General features: G+C 71.2%; 21 protein-coding genes and 2 tRNA genes (1 of these 23 running past the window's edge). 14 read left to right on the forward strand and 9 right to left on the reverse strand.

What is annotated here, in order from left to right:
* From ABEA67_RS09960 to mqnC, 3 genes are all read left to right on the forward strand, one after another.
* On the forward strand, window positions 1-64 hold the 3' portion of the coding sequence (locus ABEA67_RS09960) for a hypothetical protein (protein ID WP_345464635.1). It extends 257 nt beyond the left edge of the window; the window shows 64 of its 321 coding nt (coding positions 258-321); its start codon lies beyond the left edge, outside the window; its stop codon occupies window positions 62-64.
* A 58-nt stretch (window positions 65-122) separates the two neighbouring features.
* Entirely contained in the window at window positions 123-3,983 is a 3,861-nt protein-coding gene (locus ABEA67_RS09965; protein ID WP_345464638.1) for an HD domain-containing phosphohydrolase, read from the forward strand.
* A gap of 219 nt (window positions 3,984-4,202) precedes the next feature.
* On the forward strand, window positions 4,203-5,384 hold the full coding sequence (gene mqnC, locus ABEA67_RS09970; RefSeq protein WP_345464641.1) for a cyclic dehypoxanthinyl futalosine synthase: 1,182 nt from the start codon (window positions 4,203-4,205) through the stop codon (window positions 5,382-5,384).
* Between the two features lie 99 nt (window positions 5,385-5,483).
* On the opposite strand, the gene ABEA67_RS09975 is transcribed toward mqnC, so the two are convergent.
* Window positions 5,484-5,723 carry a hypothetical protein gene (locus ABEA67_RS09975; RefSeq protein WP_345464644.1) on the reverse strand — a complete coding sequence of 80 codons (240 nt, stop codon included), beginning with the start codon at window positions 5,721-5,723 and terminating at the stop codon, window positions 5,484-5,486.
* Window positions 5,724-5,806: 83 nt separating this feature from the next.
* On the opposite strand from ABEA67_RS09975, the gene ABEA67_RS09980 reads away from it, so the two are divergent.
* Window positions 5,807-6,340, forward strand: coding sequence for a GNAT family N-acetyltransferase (locus tag ABEA67_RS09980; RefSeq protein ID WP_345464647.1), 534 nt, complete (start codon window positions 5,807-5,809; stop codon window positions 6,338-6,340).
* Here the strand turns inward: ABEA67_RS09980 and ABEA67_RS09985 are convergent.
* The gene (locus ABEA67_RS09985; protein WP_345464650.1) at window positions 6,325-7,077 is read right to left on the reverse strand and encodes an NUDIX hydrolase; all 753 of its coding nucleotides are present in this window, start codon (window positions 7,075-7,077) and stop codon (window positions 6,325-6,327) included. The genes ABEA67_RS09980 and ABEA67_RS09985 overlap by 16 nt on opposite strands.
* Window positions 7,078-7,170: 93 nt before the next feature.
* On the opposite strand from ABEA67_RS09985, the gene ABEA67_RS09990 reads away from it, so the two are divergent.
* Window positions 7,171-8,427, forward strand: a complete 1,257-nt coding sequence (locus ABEA67_RS09990) for a glucose-1-phosphate adenylyltransferase family protein (RefSeq protein WP_345464652.1) — start codon at window positions 7,171-7,173, stop codon at window positions 8,425-8,427.
* A 116-nt stretch (window positions 8,428-8,543) separates the two neighbouring features.
* Window positions 8,544-9,569 carry a tRNA dihydrouridine(20/20a) synthase DusA gene (dusA, locus tag ABEA67_RS09995; RefSeq protein WP_345464654.1) on the forward strand — a complete coding sequence of 342 codons (1,026 nt, stop codon included), beginning with the start codon at window positions 8,544-8,546 and terminating at the stop codon, window positions 9,567-9,569.
* Here the strand turns inward: dusA and ABEA67_RS10000 are convergent.
* Both ABEA67_RS10000 and ABEA67_RS10005 read right to left on the reverse strand, forming a co-directional pair.
* Window positions 9,557-10,384, reverse strand: coding sequence for a DUF2785 domain-containing protein (locus ABEA67_RS10000; RefSeq protein WP_345464657.1), 828 nt, complete (start codon window positions 10,382-10,384; stop codon window positions 9,557-9,559). The genes dusA and ABEA67_RS10000 overlap by 13 nt on opposite strands.
* Before the next feature lie 35 nt (window positions 10,385-10,419).
* Entirely contained in the window at window positions 10,420-11,484 is a 1,065-nt protein-coding gene (locus ABEA67_RS10005; protein WP_345464660.1) for a M42 family metallopeptidase, read from the reverse strand.
* 36 nt (window positions 11,485-11,520) lie between these two features.
* On the opposite strand from ABEA67_RS10005, the gene apaG reads away from it, so the two are divergent.
* A complete protein-coding gene (gene apaG / locus ABEA67_RS10010) occupies window positions 11,521-11,922 on the forward strand; it encodes a Co2+/Mg2+ efflux protein ApaG (RefSeq protein WP_345464663.1) in 402 nt (133 codons plus the stop codon).
* 72 nt (window positions 11,923-11,994) lie between these two features.
* Here apaG and ABEA67_RS10015 read toward each other — a convergent pair whose 3' ends face one another.
* Window positions 11,995-13,722, reverse strand: coding sequence for a GAF domain-containing sensor histidine kinase (locus tag ABEA67_RS10015; RefSeq protein ID WP_345464666.1), 1,728 nt, complete (start codon window positions 13,720-13,722; stop codon window positions 11,995-11,997).
* 86 nt (window positions 13,723-13,808) lie between these two features.
* Between ABEA67_RS10015 and ABEA67_RS10020 the strand changes: the two genes are divergently transcribed.
* The 3 genes from ABEA67_RS10020 (at window position 13,809) to ABEA67_RS10030 (ending at window position 14,633) form a co-directional block, all read left to right on the forward strand.
* Complete coding sequence (locus ABEA67_RS10020; RefSeq protein ID WP_345464668.1) at window positions 13,809-14,090, forward strand: type II toxin-antitoxin system Phd/YefM family antitoxin; 282 nt, start codon at window positions 13,809-13,811, stop codon at window positions 14,088-14,090.
* Window positions 14,080-14,349: a Txe/YoeB family addiction module toxin gene (locus tag ABEA67_RS10025; RefSeq protein WP_345464671.1), complete on the forward strand. Its 270-nt coding sequence runs from the start codon at window positions 14,080-14,082 to the stop codon at window positions 14,347-14,349. The genes ABEA67_RS10020 and ABEA67_RS10025 overlap by 11 nt, the downstream gene beginning before the upstream one ends.
* 77 nt (window positions 14,350-14,426) lie before the next feature.
* Complete coding sequence (locus ABEA67_RS10030) at window positions 14,427-14,633, forward strand: hypothetical protein (protein WP_345464673.1); 207 nt, start codon at window positions 14,427-14,429, stop codon at window positions 14,631-14,633.
* Window positions 14,634-14,636: 3 nt separating this feature from the next.
* Here the strand turns inward: ABEA67_RS10030 and ABEA67_RS10035 are convergent, their stop codons facing one another.
* Window positions 14,637-15,386: an RNA methyltransferase gene (locus ABEA67_RS10035; RefSeq protein ID WP_345464676.1), complete on the reverse strand. Its 750-nt coding sequence runs from the start codon at window positions 15,384-15,386 to the stop codon at window positions 14,637-14,639.
* Window positions 15,387-15,513: 127 nt separating this feature from the next.
* Here ABEA67_RS10035 and ABEA67_RS10040 point away from each other — a divergent pair, with 127 nt between their 5' ends.
* On the forward strand, window positions 15,514-16,221 hold the full coding sequence (locus tag ABEA67_RS10040; protein WP_345464679.1) for an alpha/beta fold hydrolase: 708 nt from the start codon (window positions 15,514-15,516) through the stop codon (window positions 16,219-16,221).
* 3 nt (window positions 16,222-16,224) lie between these two features.
* Here the strand turns inward: ABEA67_RS10040 and ABEA67_RS10045 are convergent, their stop codons facing one another.
* The gene (locus ABEA67_RS10045; RefSeq protein WP_345464681.1) at window positions 16,225-17,556 is read right to left on the reverse strand and encodes a glycogen synthase; all 1,332 of its coding nucleotides are present in this window, start codon (window positions 17,554-17,556) and stop codon (window positions 16,225-16,227) included.
* Window positions 17,557-17,641: 85 nt separating this feature from the next.
* Here ABEA67_RS10045 and ABEA67_RS10050 point away from each other — a divergent pair.
* The 3 genes from ABEA67_RS10050 (at window position 17,642) to ABEA67_RS10060 (ending at window position 19,752) form a co-directional block, all read left to right on the forward strand.
* A tRNA-Ile gene (locus ABEA67_RS10050) sits at window positions 17,642-17,717 on the forward strand.
* Window positions 17,718-17,738: 21 nt separating this feature from the next.
* A tRNA-Val gene (locus tag ABEA67_RS10055) sits at window positions 17,739-17,813 on the forward strand.
* 307 nt (window positions 17,814-18,120) lie between these two features.
* Window positions 18,121-19,752, forward strand: coding sequence for a DEAD/DEAH box helicase (locus tag ABEA67_RS10060; RefSeq protein WP_345464684.1), 1,632 nt, complete (start codon window positions 18,121-18,123; stop codon window positions 19,750-19,752).
* Between the two features lie 85 nt (window positions 19,753-19,837).
* Here the strand turns inward: ABEA67_RS10060 and ABEA67_RS10065 are convergent, their stop codons facing one another.
* Together ABEA67_RS10065 and ABEA67_RS10070 are read right to left on the reverse strand one after the other, a co-directional pair.
* The gene (locus ABEA67_RS10065; RefSeq protein WP_345464686.1) at window positions 19,838-20,509 is read right to left on the reverse strand and encodes an amino acid ABC transporter permease; all 672 of its coding nucleotides are present in this window, start codon (window positions 20,507-20,509) and stop codon (window positions 19,838-19,840) included.
* Window positions 20,510-20,605: 96 nt separating this feature from the next.
* Complete coding sequence (locus ABEA67_RS10070) at window positions 20,606-21,376, reverse strand: transporter substrate-binding domain-containing protein (protein ID WP_345464688.1); 771 nt, start codon at window positions 21,374-21,376, stop codon at window positions 20,606-20,608.
* Window positions 21,377-21,537 lie beyond the last annotated feature (161 nt).

The following is a 21,537-nucleotide window of genomic DNA, read 5'->3' on the forward strand; positions in this document are numbered from 1 at the left end:
GGAGGCCCTGCCGGTCCGGGCCGGCACCGTGCTGCTGCTGGTGCCTGAAGCCGCAGAAATGTGACCCGGAGAGGAGTGGGGAATTGTAAGAGCCGGGCTGGCAGACTCGGGGTGAACTGCTGATGCGAACGCCTGCGCCCGTCTCCCTGCCGACACTGGTCGTCCTGCTCGACCTGGTGGCGGGCAGCCTGCATCTGCTGCCGGGGGCCTGGCCGTGCGCGAACAGCTTCGCTGAGCAGCCGGTGCCGCTGTCCGTCTGGTTGCGGCTGGTCGAGCCGGAGGACCGTCGGGTGCTGGAGCGCGAGCTGACGTGCCTTCAGCGGCTGGAGGGCGAGGCGACCCGGCAGATCGCCTTTCACCTGCGGCCTCCCGCCGGCTGCACCCTCCCCGGGGTGATCCGGGTCAGCGCCGAGTGTCAGGTGGTCAGCCGCGTCCCCACCGGCCACGCCTCCTGGCTCCGGGCCACCCTGCGGCTGGCCGTGCCGGAGCAGGGTGAACCCGGCGGCCCGGCGACGACCGCCGCGCCCGTCCCCCTCGGGCTGCCGCTCTCCGGTGCCCGGCCGGGGGGCGTGAGCGACACGGCCACCTTCACCTGGACCCAGGGCGCACCGGAGCTGCCCGCGTTCCAGGGCTGCCCGGTCCTGCACGACTGGCTGGGGCAGACCCCCACCGCACAGGCCCCCGCCACACAGGTCCCCGTCACACTGGCGACGCTGCTGGCCCGCCTCGACCCGCTGAGCGCGGCGGCGTTGCGCGCCTACCTGGAGGAGCCGGAGCCGGCAGGACCGCTGGAGCGGCTGGGCGAACTGCGCGGTGGGGCCGGGCCGGTGCGGCCGGTGCTGCTCAGCATGCAGCCGCCGCTGCGGGTGGGCGGCGCACGGGTGGCACACGGGATGCTGCGCGACCTGGGCGAACCCGTCCGGCTGCACGAGACGTTGGCCGAGCGCGAGGAGCTGCTGGCCGAGGCGCAGGCGCTGGCGCGGCTGGGGTCCTGGCGCTATGACCTGCGCCGCCGCACGCTGCTCTGGACCGACGGCATCTTTCACCTGCTGGGCCTTCCGGTGGGCACCGCCAGGATAGAAACCTGGCTCCACTCCGTCCACCCGGAGGACCGGGACCGGGTGCGGGCGGCGCTGTCGGGCGACTGGCCGGAGGGCCGCCTGTGCCTGCGCCACCGCATCCGGCACGCGAACGGCGAGGAGCGGGTGGTCGAGACGCGGGGCCGCCGCGAGCTGGGGCCGGACGGTCAGCCCGCGCTGCTGTACGGCACCACCCAGGACGTCACGGGGCAGATCCAGGCCGAGAACCAGGACCGCGAGGCCCGCCGCCTGCAAGCCGCCCTGCTGGACGCCGCCGCGACGGTGACGGCCACCCTCGACCGCGACGAGGTGCTGGCGCGGCTGGTCGGCAGCGTGGGGCGCATCGTGCCCTTTGACGCGGCCAGCGTGATGTTGCTTGGCCCTGACAGCGATACGCTGCATGTCCTGCTGCGCCGCCTGGGACCGGACGCCCCGGCTGCGGCGGGGCAGATGCCGGTGCAGACGGCGCTGAGCGCCTATCCTTCGCTGGCCCCCACGATCCTGCGCGGCACCCCCTGCGTGCTGGAGGACGTGCGCACGTCCCCGGCATGGGTGGACCATCCGGGGTGGGAGTGGATCCGCAGCCTGCTGCTGCACCCCATCCTGCTGGAGGGGCAGCTGCTGGGCCTCCTGGCTCTGACGAGTGCGGTGCCGGGCACCTTCACCGCCGAGCAGGCCGAGACGGTCCGGCTGTTCATGGGGTACGTGCGGGCCGCGCTGCACAACAGCCAGCTCTACGAGCAGGCCCGCCACGAGGCCCACCGCGCCGGCGTGCTGGCCGACCTGGCCGCGCAGCTCAACCGCCCGCTGGACCTGACGGGCCTGGCCGAGGTGGTCGCGCAGGGCACCCGTGCGGCGCTGGGGCGGGGCTGCGTGAGCGTGGCCCGCCGCGACCCCAGGCGGCAGGTGCTGTACCGCGCGGCTGCGGCGGGCCTGGAGGAGCATCCTCACCCGGTCCCGCTGGAAGACGGCATACCGCTGGCACGGTACGAGGCGAACCGCGCGGCCACCCAGCCGCTGCCGGGGCAACCTGACCTCAGCACCCAGGTGCGGGTCTTTACCTGTGACGACCACCCGGAGGAACTGGCTCACCTGGGCTACCGGGAGGCGCTGATGATTCGCATGTCCCACGGCGGGCAGTTCCTGGCGAGCCTGAATGTCGGGCTGCTGGACGATGCGCCCTTCACGCCCGAGGAGCGGTCCCTGCTGGCGAGCATCGCGGAGCAGGCGGCGCTGGCCTTTTTGAATGCCGAGCTGCGGGCCGAGAATACCGACCGGGTGCGGGACCTGACGGTGCTGAACCTCACCGCGCAGCGCTTTGCCCAGCTTCTTGACGAGACGGCCCTGGCCGACGCGCTGGCCGACGCCGCCATCGAGCACTTCGACTCGGCCTGTGCCTGGGTGGTCGCCGGCACGCCGGAGGGCCGCCTGATGCCCCTGTCACCGCGCCCCCAGCCCCTGGCCGAACTCGGCCCCGACTGGCCCGGCCCCCACCCCGCGCTGGCGGCCCTGTCCGGCGGCCCGGTGGTCCTGCAATCGGCAGGCAACCGGGCGTGGTGGGACGCCGCGCGCGCCCGCGGCATCCAGGGGGCCGCCGTGATTCCCGTGCCGCGGCTGGGCCGCGAAGCCCACGAGCACCCCCGGCTGCTGCTGCTGCTCAGCCGGGCACCCGGCCTCTACACCCCGCAGCGGCTGCATGTGCTGTCCACCCTGGTGCACCACTTCGGCACCGCGCTGCAAACCGCCCGCCTCTTCGGGGACACCCGTCAGCGCCTCGCGCGGCTGGAGGCCCTGCACGACCTCGACACGGTGATCAGCAGCGCCCCCGACCTGGGGCAGGTGCTGCGCCGGGTGGCGGAGGTGGCCGCCGCGCAGCCGGGCGTGGACGCCGTGACCATCTGCCTGCACAGTCCGGAGCTGTCCAGGCCGGAGGCCCCCAGGCTGGAGCCGAGGCTGGAGTACGTCGCCGCGCGGGGCCTGGGCGAGCTGTGGCCCGGCCCCACGGCCCTCGGCGGCGAGGGACCCCCGGCGGTGGTGGCGCGGGAAGGACATCCGCTGCGGGTGCCCGACGTGGCCGCCTCCTCGCTGCTGGGGCCGGAGGCGTGGCCGCGCCGGGTGGGCGCGCGGGGCTACCAGGCGCTGCCCCTCAGCGCCAAGGGGCAGATTCTGGGCGTGATCGAGTACACCTGGCACGGCGAGGAACCCGACCCGCAGACCCAGGTGTTCCTGCGGGTCCTGGCCGACCAGGCCGCCATCGCTAGCGAGAGCGCCCGGCTCTATCAGGACCTGCAACGCCAGAGCGCCCACCTGGCACGCGCCTACGACGAGACGCTGGAGGGCTGGTCGCGGGCGCTGGACCTGCGCGACCGGGAAACCGAGGGCCACACCCGCCGCGTCACCGACCTGACGATGCGGCTGGCCCAGGCGTTCGGCATGGACGCCGAGAACCTCGCGCAGGTGCGCCGGGGTGCCCTCCTGCACGACATCGGCAAGATGGGCATTCCCGACGCGATCCTGCACAAGCCCGGCCCCCTCGACCCGGAGGAGTGGCAGGTGATGCGCCGCCACCCCGACCTCGCGCGCGAGCTGCTGTCGCCCATCGGGTTCCTGCGCCCGGCCCTCGACATCCCCGCCGCCCACCACGAGAAGTGGGACGGCAGCGGCTATCCCCACGGCCTCGCCGGTGAGGCCATTCCCCTCTCTGCCCGCCTCTTTGCCGTCGTGGACGTGTGGGACGCCCTCACCAACGACCGCCCCTACCGCCCCGCCTGGACCCCCGAGCGTGCCCTGGCCCATATCCGCGCCGAGAGCGGCACCCACTTCGACCCGGCGGTCGTCCAGGCCTTTACCGCCCTGATCCTGGAGAGCTACCCGGAACTCGCGTTCGTGCTGGAGGAGAGCTGATACGGTTTCCGGCCCCCGCCGTTCTCCTACTCTCCTACGGGAAAGCGCCGAAGGTTCACTCCATTCTGGAAGCCGTATTTTTCCTTCTCCTTCCCGTCGGGTTTCGCCGGGGGAGCAGCACTGCTCAACCGGAAGCCGTATCAACGGCCTGCCCCCACCGCCGCCCTGCTTGCTGCGTCCGGGACAATTCCCGCTTCCCGGCGGTGCTAGCCTGCACCCATGACTGCGCCTATGCACGTGGCGGGTGCCCAGCTTCTTGAAAAGGCCGCGAGTGGCGAGCGCCTGAACGCCTCCGAGATCGAGGCGCTGTACCACCTGCCGTTGCCGGAGGTGGCGGCGGTGGCCCACGACCTGCGGCTCAGGCGCACCGACCCGGACGTGGTGACGTTCCTGATCGACCGCAACATCAACTACACCAACATCTGCAACGTGGGCTGCAACTTCTGCGCCTTTTACCGCACGCGGCGGCAGCCGGACGGCTACACGCTGGATTATGACCAGATCAGTGCCAAGATCACCGAGCTGGAGGCGGTGGGCGGCACCCGCATCCTGCTGCAGGGCGGCGTGAATCCGGAACTGCCGCTGGAGTACTACACCGGGCTATTGCGGCATATCAAGGCGCACCACCCCGGCATCAAGATTGACGCCTTCTCGCCCGAGGAGGTGCTGTTCATGGAAAGGGCCTTCGGCCTGAGCCTGGACGAACTGCTGGACACCCTGATCGCGGCGGGTCTGGACGGCCTCCCCGGCGCGGGCGGCGAAATCCTGGAAGACGAGGTGCGCAAAAAGGCCGCCCCCGCCCGCATCCGCAGCGAGGACTGGTTCCGCATCATCGACGCGGCGCAGCGGAGGGGCCTCTACACCATCAGCACGATGGTGATCGGCTTCGGCGAGAGCTACGCGCAGCGCACCCGCCACCTGCTGCGGCTGCGCGAGCAGCAGGATCGGGCGAACGCCCTCTACGGCGGCAACGGCTTTTCGGGCTTCGCCCTGTGGACCCTCCAGACCGAACACACCCGCCTACATGGCAAGGCTCCCGGCGCGAGCGCCCACGAGTACCTCCAGCAACTCGCCATCGCCCGCATCGCGCTCGACAACCTGCCCAACCTCCAGGCGTCGTGGCCGGGGCAGGGGTTCAAGGTCGCGCAGGCGTCGCTGTACTACGGGGCCAACGACCTCGGCTCCACCATGATGGAGGAGAACGTGGTCAGCGCGGCGGGCGGCCACGGGCGGCACCGGGCCACGGTGCGCGAACTAATTCGTATCGCCGTGGACGCCGGATTTACCCCCGCCATCCGCAACAGCCGCTTTCAGATCATCGAGTGGCCCGACGTGGCCGCCTATCTGGACCGCGCCGAAACGAACCCGGAAGCCGAGCGCGCGGTGGGGGCGGCAGACTGAGACTGGGAAAGCTCAGAAGCACTGAGCTATGGGCTATGAAAAAGAAGGCTGACACCAGAAGCGCAAACCTGTAGAGGCAGGTTCAAAGCTCATGGCCCCTCACGCCGCCCCGCCCCACTGCGTCTGCCGTTCCAGGTCGTCCAGCGCCTGCTCATAGAGCATCTGGGGCAGGCCCGGCACCACCGCCAGAAAGGTCGCGGCGTCTTCCAGGGTGGCGTGGGTGCTGTCGTGCTGCCAGCCCGGCCCCTCCGCCACCAGCCGCACGCGCCCGGCATGGATGAGAAACCGGACGCGGCCCTCTCCGGTTCGGGTGTCGCTGAAGTGACGTGTCACGTTCATGCCTCCAGCGTAGCGGGGTGGGGTGAGCGGTGCATCCACCAAAATGATTACGCCTTGAGGTTGTGGCGGGATAGGCTGCCCGCATGCCCCCCTCTGTGCCGCCCCTGACCGTGCAGCCCGTGACGCCGGATGCCCGCCCGGCCGCCCTGGCGCTGCGCGTGCACCCCGAGCAGGTCCGCTTTTCCGGCGAGATGCCCGGCCTGCTGGAGGACGCGGGGGCCGACCCCCACAGCCTCCCGATGCTGGTGAGGCTGGGCGAGGAGGGGGTGGGCTACTTCCGGCTGGACTTCACGCCGGGCGCGGTGGCGGGGCGCGACTTCGGGCAGCCCAGCGTGGGCCTGCGCGCCTTTTTCATAGACCGGGAGCGGCAGGGGCAGGGTCTGGGGACACGCGCCATGTCTGCGCTGTCGGCCTGGCTGCGCGAACACCGCCCAGGGGTGCGCCTGCTGGCCCTGAGTGTGAACCAGCGCAATTCCGCCGCCCGCCGGGCCTATGAGAAGGCCGGATTCCGGGTGGAGGGGAGTCTCTATCTGGGCGGCAGCGCGGGACCGCAGGACGTGATGGTGCTGAACCTGAGCCGGGCGGAGATGGGGATGGAGCCTCAGGGGCGGGGCTGAGGGGCCGCGGGACGTTCCCCGCGCAGCAAGGCCCAGCCTCCTGCCCGGACCAGCAGCCGCACCAGCCGGACGCCCAGCGTCTGCCGTGGGCTGGCCCCTCCAGCCCGGTGCGCCTGTGGGTGGAGTGGCCGCGGGGGTTCCGGGTCGAAGTGGGGGAGGCCGGAGTCCAGCGCCGCCCGCGCGACCCGCAGCGTGGCCGCGTGGCCGGGATGCAGCTCCGGCAGGGCGTTCCAGGCGTGCCAGCCGACCTCCCGCGCCTCCAGGGTGGGCCGGGCCTCGCCCGCCGCCTCCACCTGAAAGAGGGCCGTGACGATATGCAGCCCGTGCCGACTACCCGAGAGCCGCGAGTCGAGCAGACCCAGCAGCCGGGTGGCCTGGCCCCTCAACCCCACCTCCTCGAACAGTTCGCGTTCGGCGGCCCCGGCCAGCGTTTCCCCGACCTCCGCCAGCCCACCGGGAACGGCCCACAGGGCGCTGTCGGCGCGGCGCATCAGCAGCACGCCCCGCGGCCCGGTCACGACGGCTTCCACGCCCAGCAGCGGCGACACGTGGGCGAGGTTGTGCAGGTAGGCGCGTTTGATTTCCGGGGTGGAGGCCGGTCCGTCCCCCGCGGCCAGTTCGGCGCTCAGATGCAGCACCCGGCGATACCGTTCCAGGTCGTAGGCGTCCCGCACGTGGGCGAGGCCCGCGAGGGCCAGCGCGCGCAGCTCGTCCGCAATCAGAGGCACAGGGGTCACGTCCCGACTGTAGCCTGCCCGCCGCGCCACTCATGAAGCGGCCCCCAGCCTGTGCTCACGCGGCCTGTCCCCCGGGCCGCCACACTCGCAGGCGTGGCACCTCGTATCGCTGGAAAGAAGGTCCTGGCTATCGTGCTGGCGGGCGGCAAGGGCAGCCGCCTCACGCCGCTGACCCTGACGCGCGCCAAGCCTGCCGTGCCGTTTCTGGGGACCTACCGCCTGATCGACTTCACGCTGTCCAACCTCGTGAACAGCGGCCTTCAGGACGTGTGGGTGGTCGAGCAGTACCTGCCCCACGGCCTGAACGATCACCTCTCGGGCGGGCGGCCCTGGGACCTCGACCGCACGCGCGGCGGGTTGGTGGTCATGCCGCCCTTCTCCAGTCCTGAAAACGAGGAGGGCGAGTTCGCGCAGGGCAACGCCCACGCCCTCGCGCAGCACGCGGACCTGATCCGCGAGTTCGGCGCGGACGTGGTGCTGGTCTTGAGCGCCGACCACATCTACCGCTTCGACTATGCCGACCTGATTCGCACCCATGTGCGGCGGGGGGCCAGCGTCACGATGGTCACGACCGAGGTGGAGGAGGCGCAGGCGACCCGCTTCGGCAACGTGCGCGCCGACGAGGAAGGCCGGGTGCGCGAGTTTGCCTACAAGCCGGAGCAGCCCCTGGGCCGCACCGTGACCGCCGAGATCTTCGCCTACGACGCCGGGGTGCTGCTCCCCACCCTGGCCGAGCTGGAAGGGCAGGGCGAGTTGGGCGACTACGGCGAGGAGTTGTTGCCCGCCCTGGTGGCGCGGGGCGACGCCCACGCCTACCTGCTAGACGGGTACTGGCAGGACGTGGGCACGCTGGACGCCTACCTGGGGGCACATCAGGACTTTCTGGACGGCCGGGGCTTTCCGCTGGACAGCGAGGACTGGCCCTTTATCACCAGCAGCATCTCGCGCCCGCCCGCGCGGATCGAGCACACGGCCCGCCTTGACGCGGCCCTGGTCTGCGGCGGCGCGGTGGTCGCGGGCGAGGTCAGCCGCAGCGTGATCGGCCCGAATGCGCGCGTGGAGGCGGGAGCCGTGGTGCGCGGCAGCATCGTGCAGCCGGGCGCGGTCGTGAAGGCGGGGGCAAGGGTCACACGCGCCATCGTGGACAACGGCGCGACCGTGGGAGAGGGGGCCGAGGTCGGCGGCGAGGACGAAGGCCGCACGCCCGCCGTGGTCGGTGCCGACGCCACCGTCGAGGCCGGGGCCAGGGTGGGCGGCGGCCTGCAAGTGCCGCCCCGGCAGACCGTCCGCGCAGGCGAGGAGGCGCGGGTGGTGCAGGAGCCGGCAGGGGACGGCCAGGCCGGAAAGTAGGGGGAGGGCTGCAGGAGGCGGGACGCAGTGCGCGGGAGAGACTCCTCCTCTGCCTCCCGCGCACCGCGTCCTGCCTTCCCTTTTCCCCCGTCCCCTTCCCGTACACTGACGGGCTGATGACGGCCTCTGCCCCCCCGCCCCACACACTCTCGGTCGCGCCCATGATGGACTGGACCGACCGGCACTGCCGCGCGTTTCACCGCACGCTGACCCGGCGCACGCTGCTCTACACCGAGATGGTCACGACCGGGGCCATCCTGCACGGCGACCGTGAGCGGCATCTGGGCTTCGGGTCGGCTGAGCACCCCGTCGCCCTGCAACTGGGCGGCAGCGACCCGGCGGCGCTGGCCGAATGCGCCCGCATCGCCCAGGACTGGGGCTACGACGAGGTGAACCTCAACTGCGGCTGCCCCAGCGACCGCGTGCAGAGTGGCGCGTTCGGGGCCTGTCTGATGGGTACGCCGGACGTGGTCGCCCGCGCGGTGGAGGCGATGCGTGGCGCGACCACCCTGCCCGTGACGGTGAAGCACCGCATCGGCATCGACGACCTCGACAGCTACGACCACCTCACCCGCTTCGTGGGGACGGTGGCGGAGGCGGGGTGCGGCACGTTCATCGTCCACGCGCGCAAGGCGTGGCTCTCGGGCCTCTCGCCCAGGGAGAACCGGGAGATTCCGCCCCTGCGCTACGAGGTGGTGCGGCAACTGAAGGCCGACTTCCCGCACCTGACGGTCGTGCTGAACGGCGGCGTGCCCACCCTGGAGGCCGCGCGGGAGCATCTGGCCTGGGCCGCCGGCGTGATGATCGGCCGGGCGGCCTATGGGGACCCCTTCATCCTGGCGGCCGCCGACCGCGACGTGTTCGGGGAAAAGGCGACCCCGTCTACCCGCCGCGAGGCCGTCGAGGCCTTTCTGCCCTACGTCGCCGCGCAGCTCGAACAGGGCCAGCCGCTGAACCGCATGATGAAACACACCCTGGGCCTTTTCACGGGCCAGCCCGGCGCGCGCCACTGGAAACGCACGCTGAGCGAGCGCGGCCACCTGCCCGGCGCGGGGCTGGACGTGGTGCGGGAGGCGCTGGCGGGTGTGCCGGACAGCGTGCTGGATGCGCGACCGGGGGTGGGGGAGAGTCAGGCAGTCTGACCGAGGTACGGAGTGACATCGCGCAGCGTGTCCTGGATAGCCTTTAGGGTTTCGGCGGGATAGGCCGGCCGCAGGATCGCGCCGTCCAATGTCGCGCCGAGGTGCAGGAGCGTATGCAGGCTGTGGAGCGTGCGGATGCCCAGGGCCACACCCGGCGAGAGCGGGAACGTGAGAGGAGTCCAGAGGCTCCGGTACTCGCTCAGCCACGCCCGTATGCCTTCCGGTGGCACCTCGGTGCGTGAGAGGACGGCGAGCAGGGCGAGCGCGATCCGGTCCTCCTCGGTCTGGTAGAGGGGCATGGGCAGCGAACTCAGGCGCTCAGTGACTGTCCTCAGAATGACGTTCAGCTCGGCCGGAGTTGTGATGGGGTGGAGGGCGAATTCACGCGCCGTATCTGCACCGTGCGCGACCGCGTGAATCCAGCCGAGGTCAGGGTCGTAGGAGCGCACATCCTGCTCAGAGGGGTAGTAAAACTGCCAGTGTTCCATCCACAGATGCCGGACAGCAGGACCGACGACCCGCTGTTGTGCATCTCTCCTCACGACCTCGCCCAGAACCAGGGCGCTAAACGAGCGTACCAGGACCTGATCGTTTCCGAGACCAGACCCGGCCCGGTCCCCCAGCTCCCGCAGCACCCCGTCAAAATGCCCCGCCCGCGTCCATAGCGCCAGCGTGCTGTAAGCCTGGGCGTCCCGCACTGCCGGGTCAGGCGAGGCGAGCATCCCCAGCAGTTCATGGAGTGCGTCCGGTGGGTTCAGCCCTTTCGGCACCACGTAGTCGGATGCGGCGACCGCCGCCCAGTTCACCCCGGTCATGCTTCAGGGTAATGGGCGGCGGCCAGGTTCAACCCTCAGCGCGTGAAGTCCGGCTCTGCCTCCAGTTCCTTCACCCACGCGGCGATGATGTCGATGCAGGCCTTCACGTCGCGGGAGTCCACCATCTCGCTGGGGGAGTGCATGTAGCGGTTGGGAATGCTGACGACGGCGCTGGGTACGCCCGCCCGCACCAGGCTGAGGGCGTCGGCGTCGGTGCCGGTGTAGCGGCCGCTGGCGCTGAGGGTGTAGGGGATGCCGCTGGCCTGCGCGGCGGCCGTCATCTGGCGCAGGATCACCGGGCTGGTCATCGGGCCGACCGAGAGGTTCGCCCCCGAGCCGAAGGGCACCACGCCGTACTTCTTTTCATTGACGCCGGGCTGTTTGGTTTCATGCGTCACGTCCACGGCCACGCCCGCCACCGGGTCGAGCTTGTAGCCACTGATCTGTGCCCCGAAGACGCCGATCTCCTCCTGGCTGGTGCCCACGGCGACGATGCGGTGCTTCAGCTCCGTGCCTTGCAACGCCCGCAGCGCCTCCAGCACGATAAAGGCCCCCACCCGGTTGTCCAGCGCGCGGCTGACGATCTTGTCGCCCACCATGATCGGACCCTGCTCGATCACGCCGTAGGTCCCGACCGGGATGCGGGCCTGCGCGTCCTCCTTGCTCAGGCCCACGTCGATCCAGAGGTCCTCCAGCTTGCTGGCGTTCTTGCGCTCCTCGGCTTCCATCACGTGGATGGCCTTTTTGCCGATGACGCCCACGATGTCGCCGCCGGGGGCCAGCAGGCGGATGCGCTGGCCGACCAGCACCTGTGGGTCCCAGCCGCCGACGCCCAGCACGCTCAGGAACCCCTCTTCCCCGATGTGGCTGACAATCAGGCCGATCTCGTCCAGGTGGCCCATCAGGGCGACTGCGGGCGCGCCTTCCGGCCCCAGTTCGGCGTACACGTTGCCGTAGTGGTCCTCGCTGACACGGGCAAAGGAGGCCGCCTCCTGCTTCCACACGTCGGCGGCACGTCGCTCGCTGCCGCTGGGGGCGGCCTGGCTCAGCAGGTCGAAAAGGAACTCCTGGTTGATGCTCTGATCGGGTTGTTGGCTCACGAGGGCGAGTCTACGCCCCCCAGCTATGCTGCCAGCATGAGCCATTCCGCCTATCCCGCCCCGCCGGACACCCCGGATGTGCGCGTCCGTGTGGACGTGTCCTACCTCCCCACCCACTCTGGCCCCGAACGCCGCCTGTTTGCCTACGTCATCCGCATCGAGAACCACAGCGGCGAGACGTGGCAACTGCTGAGCCGCCACTGGGACATCCTCGACGCCGGGGGCCGCGAGACGGTCGTGGACGGCGAGGGCGTAGTGGGCGAGCAGCCTGTCATCCCACCCGGCGGAGCCTATGTCTACGACTCCTTCGTGACCGTGCAGGACACACCCGGACGGATGAGCGGCCACTACGTGATGCAGGACGCCTGGGGCAAGCAGGCACAGGTGCCAATTCCGCCGTTCGTGCTGGAGGTGCCGGGGGAGAGGATGTTGAATTAGCTCTCAGCGGTCAGCCGCCAGCCGCCAGCTTGAGCTGTGCTGGTCGCTGGAAGCTGGCGGCTGGTCGCTCCCTTACGCCTGCGGCATCTCTGCCTCCACCAGCGTGCCGTGGCCGGGGCTGCTCAGGACGCGGTACTGGCCGCCGCGGCTTTCCACGCGCTCGCGCATCTGCATCAGGCCCAGGCCCCCGGCGCTGCTGACGCGGCCGGAAACCTGCCCCAGGTCGAAGCCCGCGCCGTCGTCCTGCACGCGCAGCGTGACCTGCTGGCCGCCGTGGAGGGTCACCGTGACCTCGCGGGCGCGGGCGTGCTTGGCGACGTTGTTCAGGCTTTCTTGCAGGATGCGGAACACCACTGCCTCGTCGCCCGGCGCGAGGTGAATGTCACCGGACACGTTCAGCACGGTGCGGACGCTGTTCTGCTGGCCGAAGTCCTCCACGTAGCGGCGCACCGTTTCGAGCAGGCCGTAGCGTTCGAGGTCGATGGGCCGCAGCGCAAAGATAGAGCGCCGGACCTCCTTGATCTGCTCGCGCAGCAGCCCCGTCGCGGCCCGGACCTCGGCCTCGGCCTTGTCGGGGTCGCTGTGGAGCTGGCGGGCCACCAGGTCGAGCTTCAGGGCGCAAAAGGCCAGCGACTGCGCCACGCCGTCGTGAATCTCGCGCGCGATGCGGGCGCGCTCGTCGCTGATGGCGAGTTCTTCGGAGTACAGGTAGGCGCGGGCGTTGCGCACGGCCAGGGTGGCTTGTCCGGCCAGCAGGGCCAGCAGCGGCAGGCGGCCGTCGTCGAAGGCGTTCTCGCGGGCGTCGCCCAGCACCAGCACGCCCAGCAGGCCCTCCTCGTCGCGCATGGGGAAGCCCAGGGCGCTGCGGGCCTCGGGAAACATCTCCGCCGCCTCCTGCGGGCTGGCGATCAGCGGCGTGCCCGCCTGCGCCACCCTCCCCACAAAGGCCGGGGCCAGCGTACCGCTGCTGCTGCTCTCGCCTCCCCCGTGCTGGGCGTATTCCAGCCGCAGCGTGCCGTCCTGATCGCTGAGGTACGCGGCGCGCGCCCCCGCCTGCACCCGCTCGGCCATGTTGCGCGTTACGCGGGCCAGCAGGCGGCGCATGTTGCGCTCGGCGCGGATGGACTGGTCCACGCTGTAGAGCGTCATCAGGTCGAGGGTCCGCTGCCGCGCGGCCTCCACCCCGGTCGCCACCTCGGCCGCTAGGGCCTGCGCGAGGGCCTGCGTTTCCGGCGTGGGCGGCGTGTCGAAATGCAGTGCGAGCGCCCCACCCCCCGGAATGGCGACCCGCAGCGGGTAGCGTTCCGCGCCCGCCTCGCCCCCGGTTCCCCCGCTGGAGGACCCGCTCAGGCCGCCCGGCACGGTCAGGGTCGCGTGGGTGGCCCCAGTTGCGCGCACCGCGCCGCGCGCCGCGACTTCCACCACCGCGCCCATGTCGGGGGCGTCGGTCAGGTCGCGCATCAGCTCCTGCACGGCCTGGAGCCGTCCGTGCGAGGCGCTCAGCCGCGCATAGGTCACGCGCAGTTCCTGCTCGGCGCGCTCGCGGGCGCGGGTGCCCTCCGCGATCCATTCCACCGTGAAGAACGTCACCGCCGGGCCGACCAGCCCATAGAACAGCAGGTGCGCCCAGACCTCCGCCGCGGGCGTGCGAAGCTGCGCGATGGCGAATTCCACCACCGCCACCACCAGCACGATCAGGGGCGGCAGCAGATTCCGCACCAGCCGCACCCGGTCCGACAGCGGTACCCCCTGCGGCGCGGGCGGCGGCGGCGAGGGCAGGGCGGCGGGCGAGGAGGTCATGGGGAACAGTGTAGGGACACGGCGCGGGGGAACCGTGGAAAGGGTTTGAAACCCCCTTCTGTACAGGGAATGTGTACAATAAAGCCATGATTGAGCGGAGCTATACCCAGGCCCGTGCGGAACTCGCCTCCCTGATGGACCGCGCCGTGAATGACCGCGAGACGGTGATCATCGAACGCCGGGGGCAGGCCAGCGTCGCCCTGATTGCCGCCGACGAACTCCGGAGCCTTCAGGAAACCGCCCATCTGCTGCGCTCGCCCGCCAATGCCCGCCGCCTCCTGTCTGCCCTCGGGCGCGCGCTGGAGGGCGAGGGGGAGAGCCTCACCCCGGCAGAACTGGCCCGGAGAGCAGGGCTGGATGCCGAATGACCGGGCAGCCGTCTTCCAGCGCGAGTTCATCAAGGACCTGACCTTCTGGGTGCAGACGGACCGCAAGACCGCCCTGCGCCTCCTGCGGCTGGTGGAACTCATCCTGCGTGGTCCCTTCGGTGGGATGGGCAAGCCCGAACCGCTCAAATACCTCGGCCCGAACATCTGGTCTCGCCGCCTGACGGAAGAACATCGCCTGGTCTATCTCGTCCGGGATACGCGGATTGACTTTCTGCAAGGCCGCTACCACTACGGCTGAAGGAGAGGGCGGCGCGAAGTGGAGTGGCCGCCCAAGATACGCGGCAACGGCTGGGGTGCGCTGCCCTAGGATGGGGCATGGAAACCCCCTCCCGGCTCTGGAGCCGCGCGCTGCGGTATGTGGCCCTGATCCTGCTGGGCTTCGGCGGGGTGTTCTGGCTGCTGGACCGGACCCTCTTCAACTGGGCTGACAACCGGTTCGTTCTGCTCGTTCCCGTGGGCCTCGCGCTGTTGCTGGGGCTGGCGTCGTGGTGGCTGGGACGGCGGGCGCGGCGGCAGAACTGACCTTCAGTCTGCTGTCTCCGCCGCGTCCCCGCCCTGCCCCGCCACGGTTCCCTTTTTCGCGGCGTCCTCCACCTTCCAGCGCACCTGCCGCAGAAAACCCCGGAAGAGGCGGCTCTCGGCGCTGCTCATCAGCGCCCGGTCGAGCATCGCGCGCCACAGCCGCAGCGTGTGGCGGGCGCGCACGGCGTCGGTGTAGCCGATCAGCTCCATCGTCTCGTGCAGGTGGCCGTACATCGCCTCCATCTCCTCGCGGGTGGCGGTTTTGCGGTCGTAGGCCGGGGGTTCGTCCTGCGCCTGGAGGAACTCGTAGCACACCAGCAGCACCGCCTGGGCGAGGTTGAGGCTGGCGTACTCGGCGGTGGGCACGCGCACCGTCACCTGGCACTGCTCCAGGTCGGAGTTGATCAGCCCCGTCTCCTCCGGCCCGAAGACCAGCGCGGGAGCCGAGGCCGCACGCACCAGCGGGCGCACCTGCGCCGGGTGGCGGGGCGCGGGCAGGTCGGCGCGCAGGCGGGCGGAGGTGCCCACGCTCACGTCGCGGTCGGCCAGGGCATCGCGCAGGGTGGGATAGATGCGCGCGCCGCGCAGCAGGTCAGCCGCATGGACGGCCATCGCCACCGCCTGCGAGTCCAGGTAGTCGCAGCGCGGCGCGACGATCCGCAGGTCCGAGGCCCCCATGTTCAGCATCGCGCGGGCCGCTGCCCCGATGTTGCCGGGCGTTTTGGGAGAGACGAGGACGACCGCGAGATTCACGCCCCCGATGGTAGCGCGGAAGGGCGGTGAGCCGTGGGCTATGAAAAAGATGGCTGTCGCCAAAGCTAAAGCTTCTCGGGTGCAGGTTCATAGCTCAAAGCTCATAGCCCACAGCCACCCTGTCCCCATGACCGAACCGCGCCCCCGCACCGTGCTGCTCCTCCACGCCTACCCCCTCTCCGCCGCGATGTGGGCTGAGCAGAAGGCCGCGCTGGAGGCGGCGGGCCTGACCGTGCTGGCCCCCAACCTGCCGGGCTTCGGCGGGGAGGAGGGGGCCATGACCTCGCTGGCCGACGCCGCCCGCGACCTGCTGGGGCTGCTGCCGCCCGAACCCGTCTCGCTGGTGGGCCTCAGCATGGGGGGCTACCTCGCGCTGGAACTGCTCGCGCAGGCCCCACAGCGGTTTGCCCGCGTGGTCCTGGCCGACACCTCCGCCCGCGCCGACAGCCCCGAGGAACAGGAAAAACGCTACAGCCAGGCGGGCCGCGTGCTGGAGGAGGGCCAGGGCTTCATCATCGAGGCGGCGCGTGAGGAACACCGTCCGGACACCTTCGCCCGCATACGCCCGATGATCGAGGCCGCCACGCCGCAGGGTATCGCCGGGGCACTGCGCGCGATGGCCGCGCGGGCCGACCACCGGGAAACCCTGGGAACGCTGCGGCTGCCGCTGCTGGCCCTGGTGGGCGAGCAGGACGACCTCACACCCCCCGAGCGCGCGCAGGAAATCGCGGACCTGGGGCATGGCGAGCGGCAGATCATCCCCGGCGCGATGCACCTCGCCAACCTCGACGCGCCGGACGCCTTCAACGCGGCGCTGCTGGCCTTTCTGGGCTGAGCGTCACAGCTTCCCGTACAGGTCGAGGTATTGCCGGGCGGGACCGTCCCAACTGAAATCCAGGGTCATGCCGCGTTCCAGCCTGGCCCGCCACTCGACCGTGTCCCCGAAGGTGGTCCGCGCCTCGCGGCAGGCGGCGGCCAGCGCGCCCGCCGTGGCCTCCGCGAACTGGAACCCCACGTCGTGGGGCACGGTGTCCACCAGGCCGCCCGTCTCGCGCACCACCGGCAGGGTGCCGTAGCGCATGGCGATCATCTGCGAGAGGCCGCACGGCTCGAAGCGGCTGGGCATGGCAAAGGCGTCGGCCCCCGCGTAGACCCGGTGCGCCAGCCCTTCGTTCAGCCCGGACACGAAGGCCACGCGCGGGTGATACGCCCACCCGGTCAGGGCCGCCGTCAGCAGGGGGTCGCCGCCGCCCAGCACGACCACGTTCCAGTGGTCCACGAGTTCCGGCAGCGCCTCGATCAGCAGGTCCATCCCCTTCTGGTCCGCCAGGCGGCTCACCACGCCCAGCAGCGGTGCCCCGTCCAGCCCGAACTCGGCGCGCAGGGCGGCCCCGTTCGCGGCCTTGCCCGCGGCGTCGGCGTAGGGGAGGACATCGGGGTCGGTGCGGGGGTCCCAGCGGTCCTGGTCCAGCCCATTGAGAATCCCGCTCAGGCGGCCTTCCAGCGTCAGGCGCACCAGCAGGCCCTCCAGCCCCTCGCCGTAGCGCGGGGTGGTGATCTCGCGGGCGTAGGTGGGGCTGACCGTCGTGACCTGCCCCGCGAACACCAGCCCGGCCTTCATCAGGTTCAGGTCGCCGTGGAACTCCACCCCCTCGGGGGAAAAGGCCCAGTCGGGAAGGCCGGTCCAGCCGCGCGCCTCGGCCAGATTCCAGCGGCCCTGGTACTGGAGGTTGTGGATAGTAAAGGCCGTGCGCCAGCCCGCCAGATGCGCGTGGGCCACCACCAGCCCCGCCTGCCAGTCGTGGCCGTGCAGCACGTCGGGCCGCAGGTCCAGCGCCTGCAAGACCGGCAGCACCGCCCGCCCGAAGGCGCAGAAGCGCTCCACGTCGTCGGGGTGGTACAGGCCCGGCCGCTCGAACTCGGGCAGGCCCACGAACAGGAAGCGCACGCCACCTTCCCGCACCTCGCCTGCCCAGACCAGGCCCACGCCGGGCACCTCGCCGCGCCAGACCTCCTCGGGGGTGCCCGAGAGGGCTGCGTACCAGGGAGACACCACCGTCACCTCGGCCCCCAGCCGGGCCTGCGTCACGGGCAGCGCGGCCAGCACGTCGCCCAGGCCCCCCGACCGCGAGAAGGGAAACACTTCCGACGCCACATGGAGGACCCGCATGCCCCGCACTCTACCCCGGCTGGCCCGGCTGTGGGGTTTGACAACCCCCGCCCGCGCTGGTACACTTCCCCTCGCTCATCGGCCCGGGCTCTTAGCTCAACGGTCAGAGCAGTCGGCTCATAACCGATTGGTTGCCGGTTCAAATCCGGCAGGGCCCACCACAGCAGTCACGCAGGACCTGGGGGCGGTTAGCTCAGTGGTAGAGCATTCGCTTCACACGCGAAGGGTCGTAGGTTCAAATCCTATACCGCCCACCAACAGAACCTCGGCCTCGCCGGGGTTTTTTCGTTTTCCGGCGCGCCTCCGGGCGGCAGGGCAGCCTGGGTTACGGCCTGCCGGGCCGCCTTCGGCTAGAGTGCGGGGCGTGACAGCCCTCAGGAGCGGGGCGTGCCTGCCCCGGCCGGCCCGGCCTCCGGCTCCTGAACCTGGTTCTTTTCCCGTCGCCCGGCTGTGCTCAGCGGGGCGTGCCACTCCCGGACAGCCCCTCCCTGGCCGCACCCGGGGCCGCTTCCCCGAGCCATCTTTCCAGGACCCGCCCCACCGGGCGCTCCAGACAGGAACTCCATGACCCAGAGCCAAGACAACCCTCAGCCCCGCCCTGCCGAGAAGGCCAGCTCCCAGCCCGAGAACGAGCTGACCTCCAACGCCCAGACCGCCAGCACCCGACGCCGTGGAGGCCGGACCAGCCAGGGCGGAACGCGGGGAGAGCCGACGGCGGCCCCGGCCCCGGAGACGCCCGCGCCTGCCCAGCCGGGCCGCCCGGCGCAGCGGGGGCCTGACTGGGCAGGCGTGCCCGCCTGGGAACATCTGCTGGGGGGGCGCACGCCGACGCCCGTGCAGGTGGGGGCCATCCCGGCCCTGCTCGCCGGGCGCGACGTGATCACCACCGCGCGGACCGGCAGCGGCAAGACGCTGGCCTTTCTGATTCCCGCCGCCGCACGCGGGATCGGGATGGCCGCCGTGCGCGGCATCCGCCCGGAGGTGCTGGTGATCACGCCGACCCGCGAACTCGCGGTGCAGATCCGCGACGTGGCCCGCGAACTCGGCATGACCGCCGGGCGCATCACGGGCGGCATCACGCCTGCCCAGACCCGCAGCGAGGCCAGCGGCAAGGGCGTCATCGCGGGCACGCCGGGCCGCCTCAAGGACCTGATCACGCGCGGCGAACTGGGCCTGGCGGGCCTGAAATACGTCGTTCTGGACGAGGCCGACGAGCTGCTCTCGCTGGGCTTCCTGAAGGACGTGGGCGACATTCTGCGCGCCGCGCAGCTCGCGGCGGGAAGCCGCCCGCTTCAGATCGCCATGGCCTCGGCCACCTTCCCGGCGGCGATTCGCGGCGTGGCCGAGCGGTTCATGCACCACCCCGAGCGCATCGACATCGCCCCGGCCCGCAGCGCCGAGGCCGCTCAGGACAGTGAGGACGTGCTGGGCGGGGCGACTGGAGCCACGCACCTGCTGATCAACACCACCCGCGAGGACCTGCTGGACGTGGCCGCCGAGCAGACGCGGGAGGCGCTGCGCCAGCCCGGCGGCTGCGTGGTGATCTTCTGCCGCACCAAGTCGCTGGTCAAGCGCCGCGCCGAGCGGCTGGAGGCAATGCTGCCCGGCGAGATCGTCAGCCCGCTGCAGGGCAACATGGACCAGAAGAAGCGCGAGCGCACCATGGCCCTGCTGCGCGAGGGCAAGTCGCGGGTGCTGGTCGCCACCGACATCGCCGGGCGCGGCATCGACCTGCCCGAGGTGCGCCTGGTGATCCACATGGACGTGGCCTCCACCGCCGAGGACCACGTCCACCGTTCGGGCCGCACCGCCCGCGCGGGCCGCCCCGGCGTCAACCTGGTGTTGCTGATTCCCGAGCAGCGCGGCCTGTGGCAGACGGTGCGCCGCGCCCTGCCCGCCGTGCTGCACCCGCCCCTCAGCCGCGACGAGGCCCAGATCGACCGCGCGATTCAGGAAAAGCAGGGCCGCGGCTCCGGCAACGGCACGGGCGGCCCCGGCCAGGGTCAGGGCCGCAGCGGCGGGCAGGGCCAGGGGGGGCGTGCCGCGGGGCAGGGCACCCAGGCGCGCAGCACGGAGCGGGGGCGCGGCGGGTCCGAGTCGGGCCGCACGCCGCGTCAGGCCCCACAGGCCGCCGGGGTGGGCGAAGGCCGGGTCGGTCCCCAGCGCGCCCGGAGCCGGGGTGGCCGCCGCCGCTGAGCCTGCGCCCGGAATGCAGCAAGGGTGCCAGTTTTCAGCACCCTTGCTGCATTTGTTCTGATTTGTTCTGTCCGGCACCGGCGGCCTACCCCTGCCGCGCCAGCCGCGCCTCCAGGCGGCGCTGCACCCAGGCCAGCGCGCTGCTGATGACCCAGTAGATCAGGGCGGCGGCCAGGTAGGGGCCGAACGGCTCGAAGGTCCGCGCGATCACGAGCTGGGCGCTGCGCAGCAGCTCGACCACCGTGATCACCGAGACGAGCGACGTGTCCTTGACCAGCCCGATCAGGGTGTTGCCCAGGCTGGGCAGGGCCACCCGCGCGGCCTGGGGCAGCACCACCAGCCGCAGCGTCTGCCGCCGGGTTAGGCCCAGGCTCAGGGCCGCTTCCCACTGGCCGCGCGGCACGCTGAGAATCGCGGCGCGCATCGTCTCGGAAAGGTAGGCGGCGGCATTGAGCGTCAGCGCCAGCACGCCTCCCACCAGCGGGCTGAGGGTGAGGCCGAACGACGGCAGCCCGTAATACACCACGAAAATCTGCACCAGCAGCGGCGTGCCGCGAATAAAGGACACGTACACGCCGCTGATCCAGCGCAGGAACGGGACGCCCGAGAGCCGCGCCAGGGCGACCAGCAGGGCCAGCGGCAGCCCCAGCAGCATGGCCGCCAGCGCGTAGCCCAGCGTGACGGGTGCGGCGGCGAGCAGGGTGGGCAGGGCCGCCCAGGCACTCTGGAAGATCAGTTGAAGCTGCTCGGCGGTCATGGGGGCCATTCTCTCAGGAGGGGCGTGGGTCAACCCGGGCGGGGGAAGCAGGAGACCTTTATCCTCCTGCTTCCCCCGCGCCCGTTCCGGTCAGAATCAGGGCTTGCTGACGTCCTGCCCGAACCACTGGCGGCTGATTTTCGCGTAGGTGCCGTCGGCCTTGATCTGGGCCAGGGCGCGGTTGATGGCGCTGCCCAGCGCCGTGTTCGTCTTCTTGTAGGCCACGCCCACCGGCTCGGGCTGCCCGATCACGCCGGCCCCGCGAATCGGGAGGTTGTTCTTGGTGATCAGGTAGCCCACCAGCAGCCGGTCGTTGTACGCGGCGTCGAGGCGGCCCGCCGCCAGGTCGGCCAGGTACTCGGGCGCGCCGGGGTACGTGACCACGTTGATGCCGCCCGCATTCCGGAGCTGCTTCTCGAAGTTGCTGCCCAGGCCCACGCCCACGCGCTTGCCCTTCAGGTCCGCGAGCGTTTTCGGGCTGAAGGTGCCACTTTTCCGCACGATGATCTGCGGGCGGCTGTAGGCGTAGGGCTGACTCAGGCCGATGGTCTTCTGCCGCTCGGGCGTGATGCCCACCTGGTTGACGATCACGTCGTACTTGTTGGCCTGGAGGCCGCCCAGGATGCCGCTCCACTCGGTCAGCACGAACTCCGGGCGCAGGCCCAGCTTGGCGGCGACCGCCCTGGCGACGTCCACGTCGAAGCCGGTGAGGTTCCCCTGCGCGTCCTTGAAGGTAAAGGGCGGGTAGGTGCCCTCCATGGCGATTTTGAGTACGCCCTTCATCAGGGTCGGTGGGGTGGTCTGCGCGCTGGCCTGCTGGGCGGTCAGGCCGAGGGCCAGGGCGGTCAGGAGAATCTTGGAACGCATAGTGCCTCGTTTCTGCCGCGGGGCGCGGCGGGGAGAAGTCGAACACCCTCTCAGGATTAAAATATAAAGCGCTTTACTCTTTTGAAATGTGAGGCGGTCGGTTCTGCGGCGCTGGGGAGGGGAGGGGTCCGCGCCCCACGACCTCCCCGGTATTGTGCGCG

Source organism: Deinococcus carri, assembly GCF_039545055.1.
Lineage (GTDB): Bacteria > Deinococcota > Deinococci > Deinococcales > Deinococcaceae > Deinococcus > Deinococcus carri.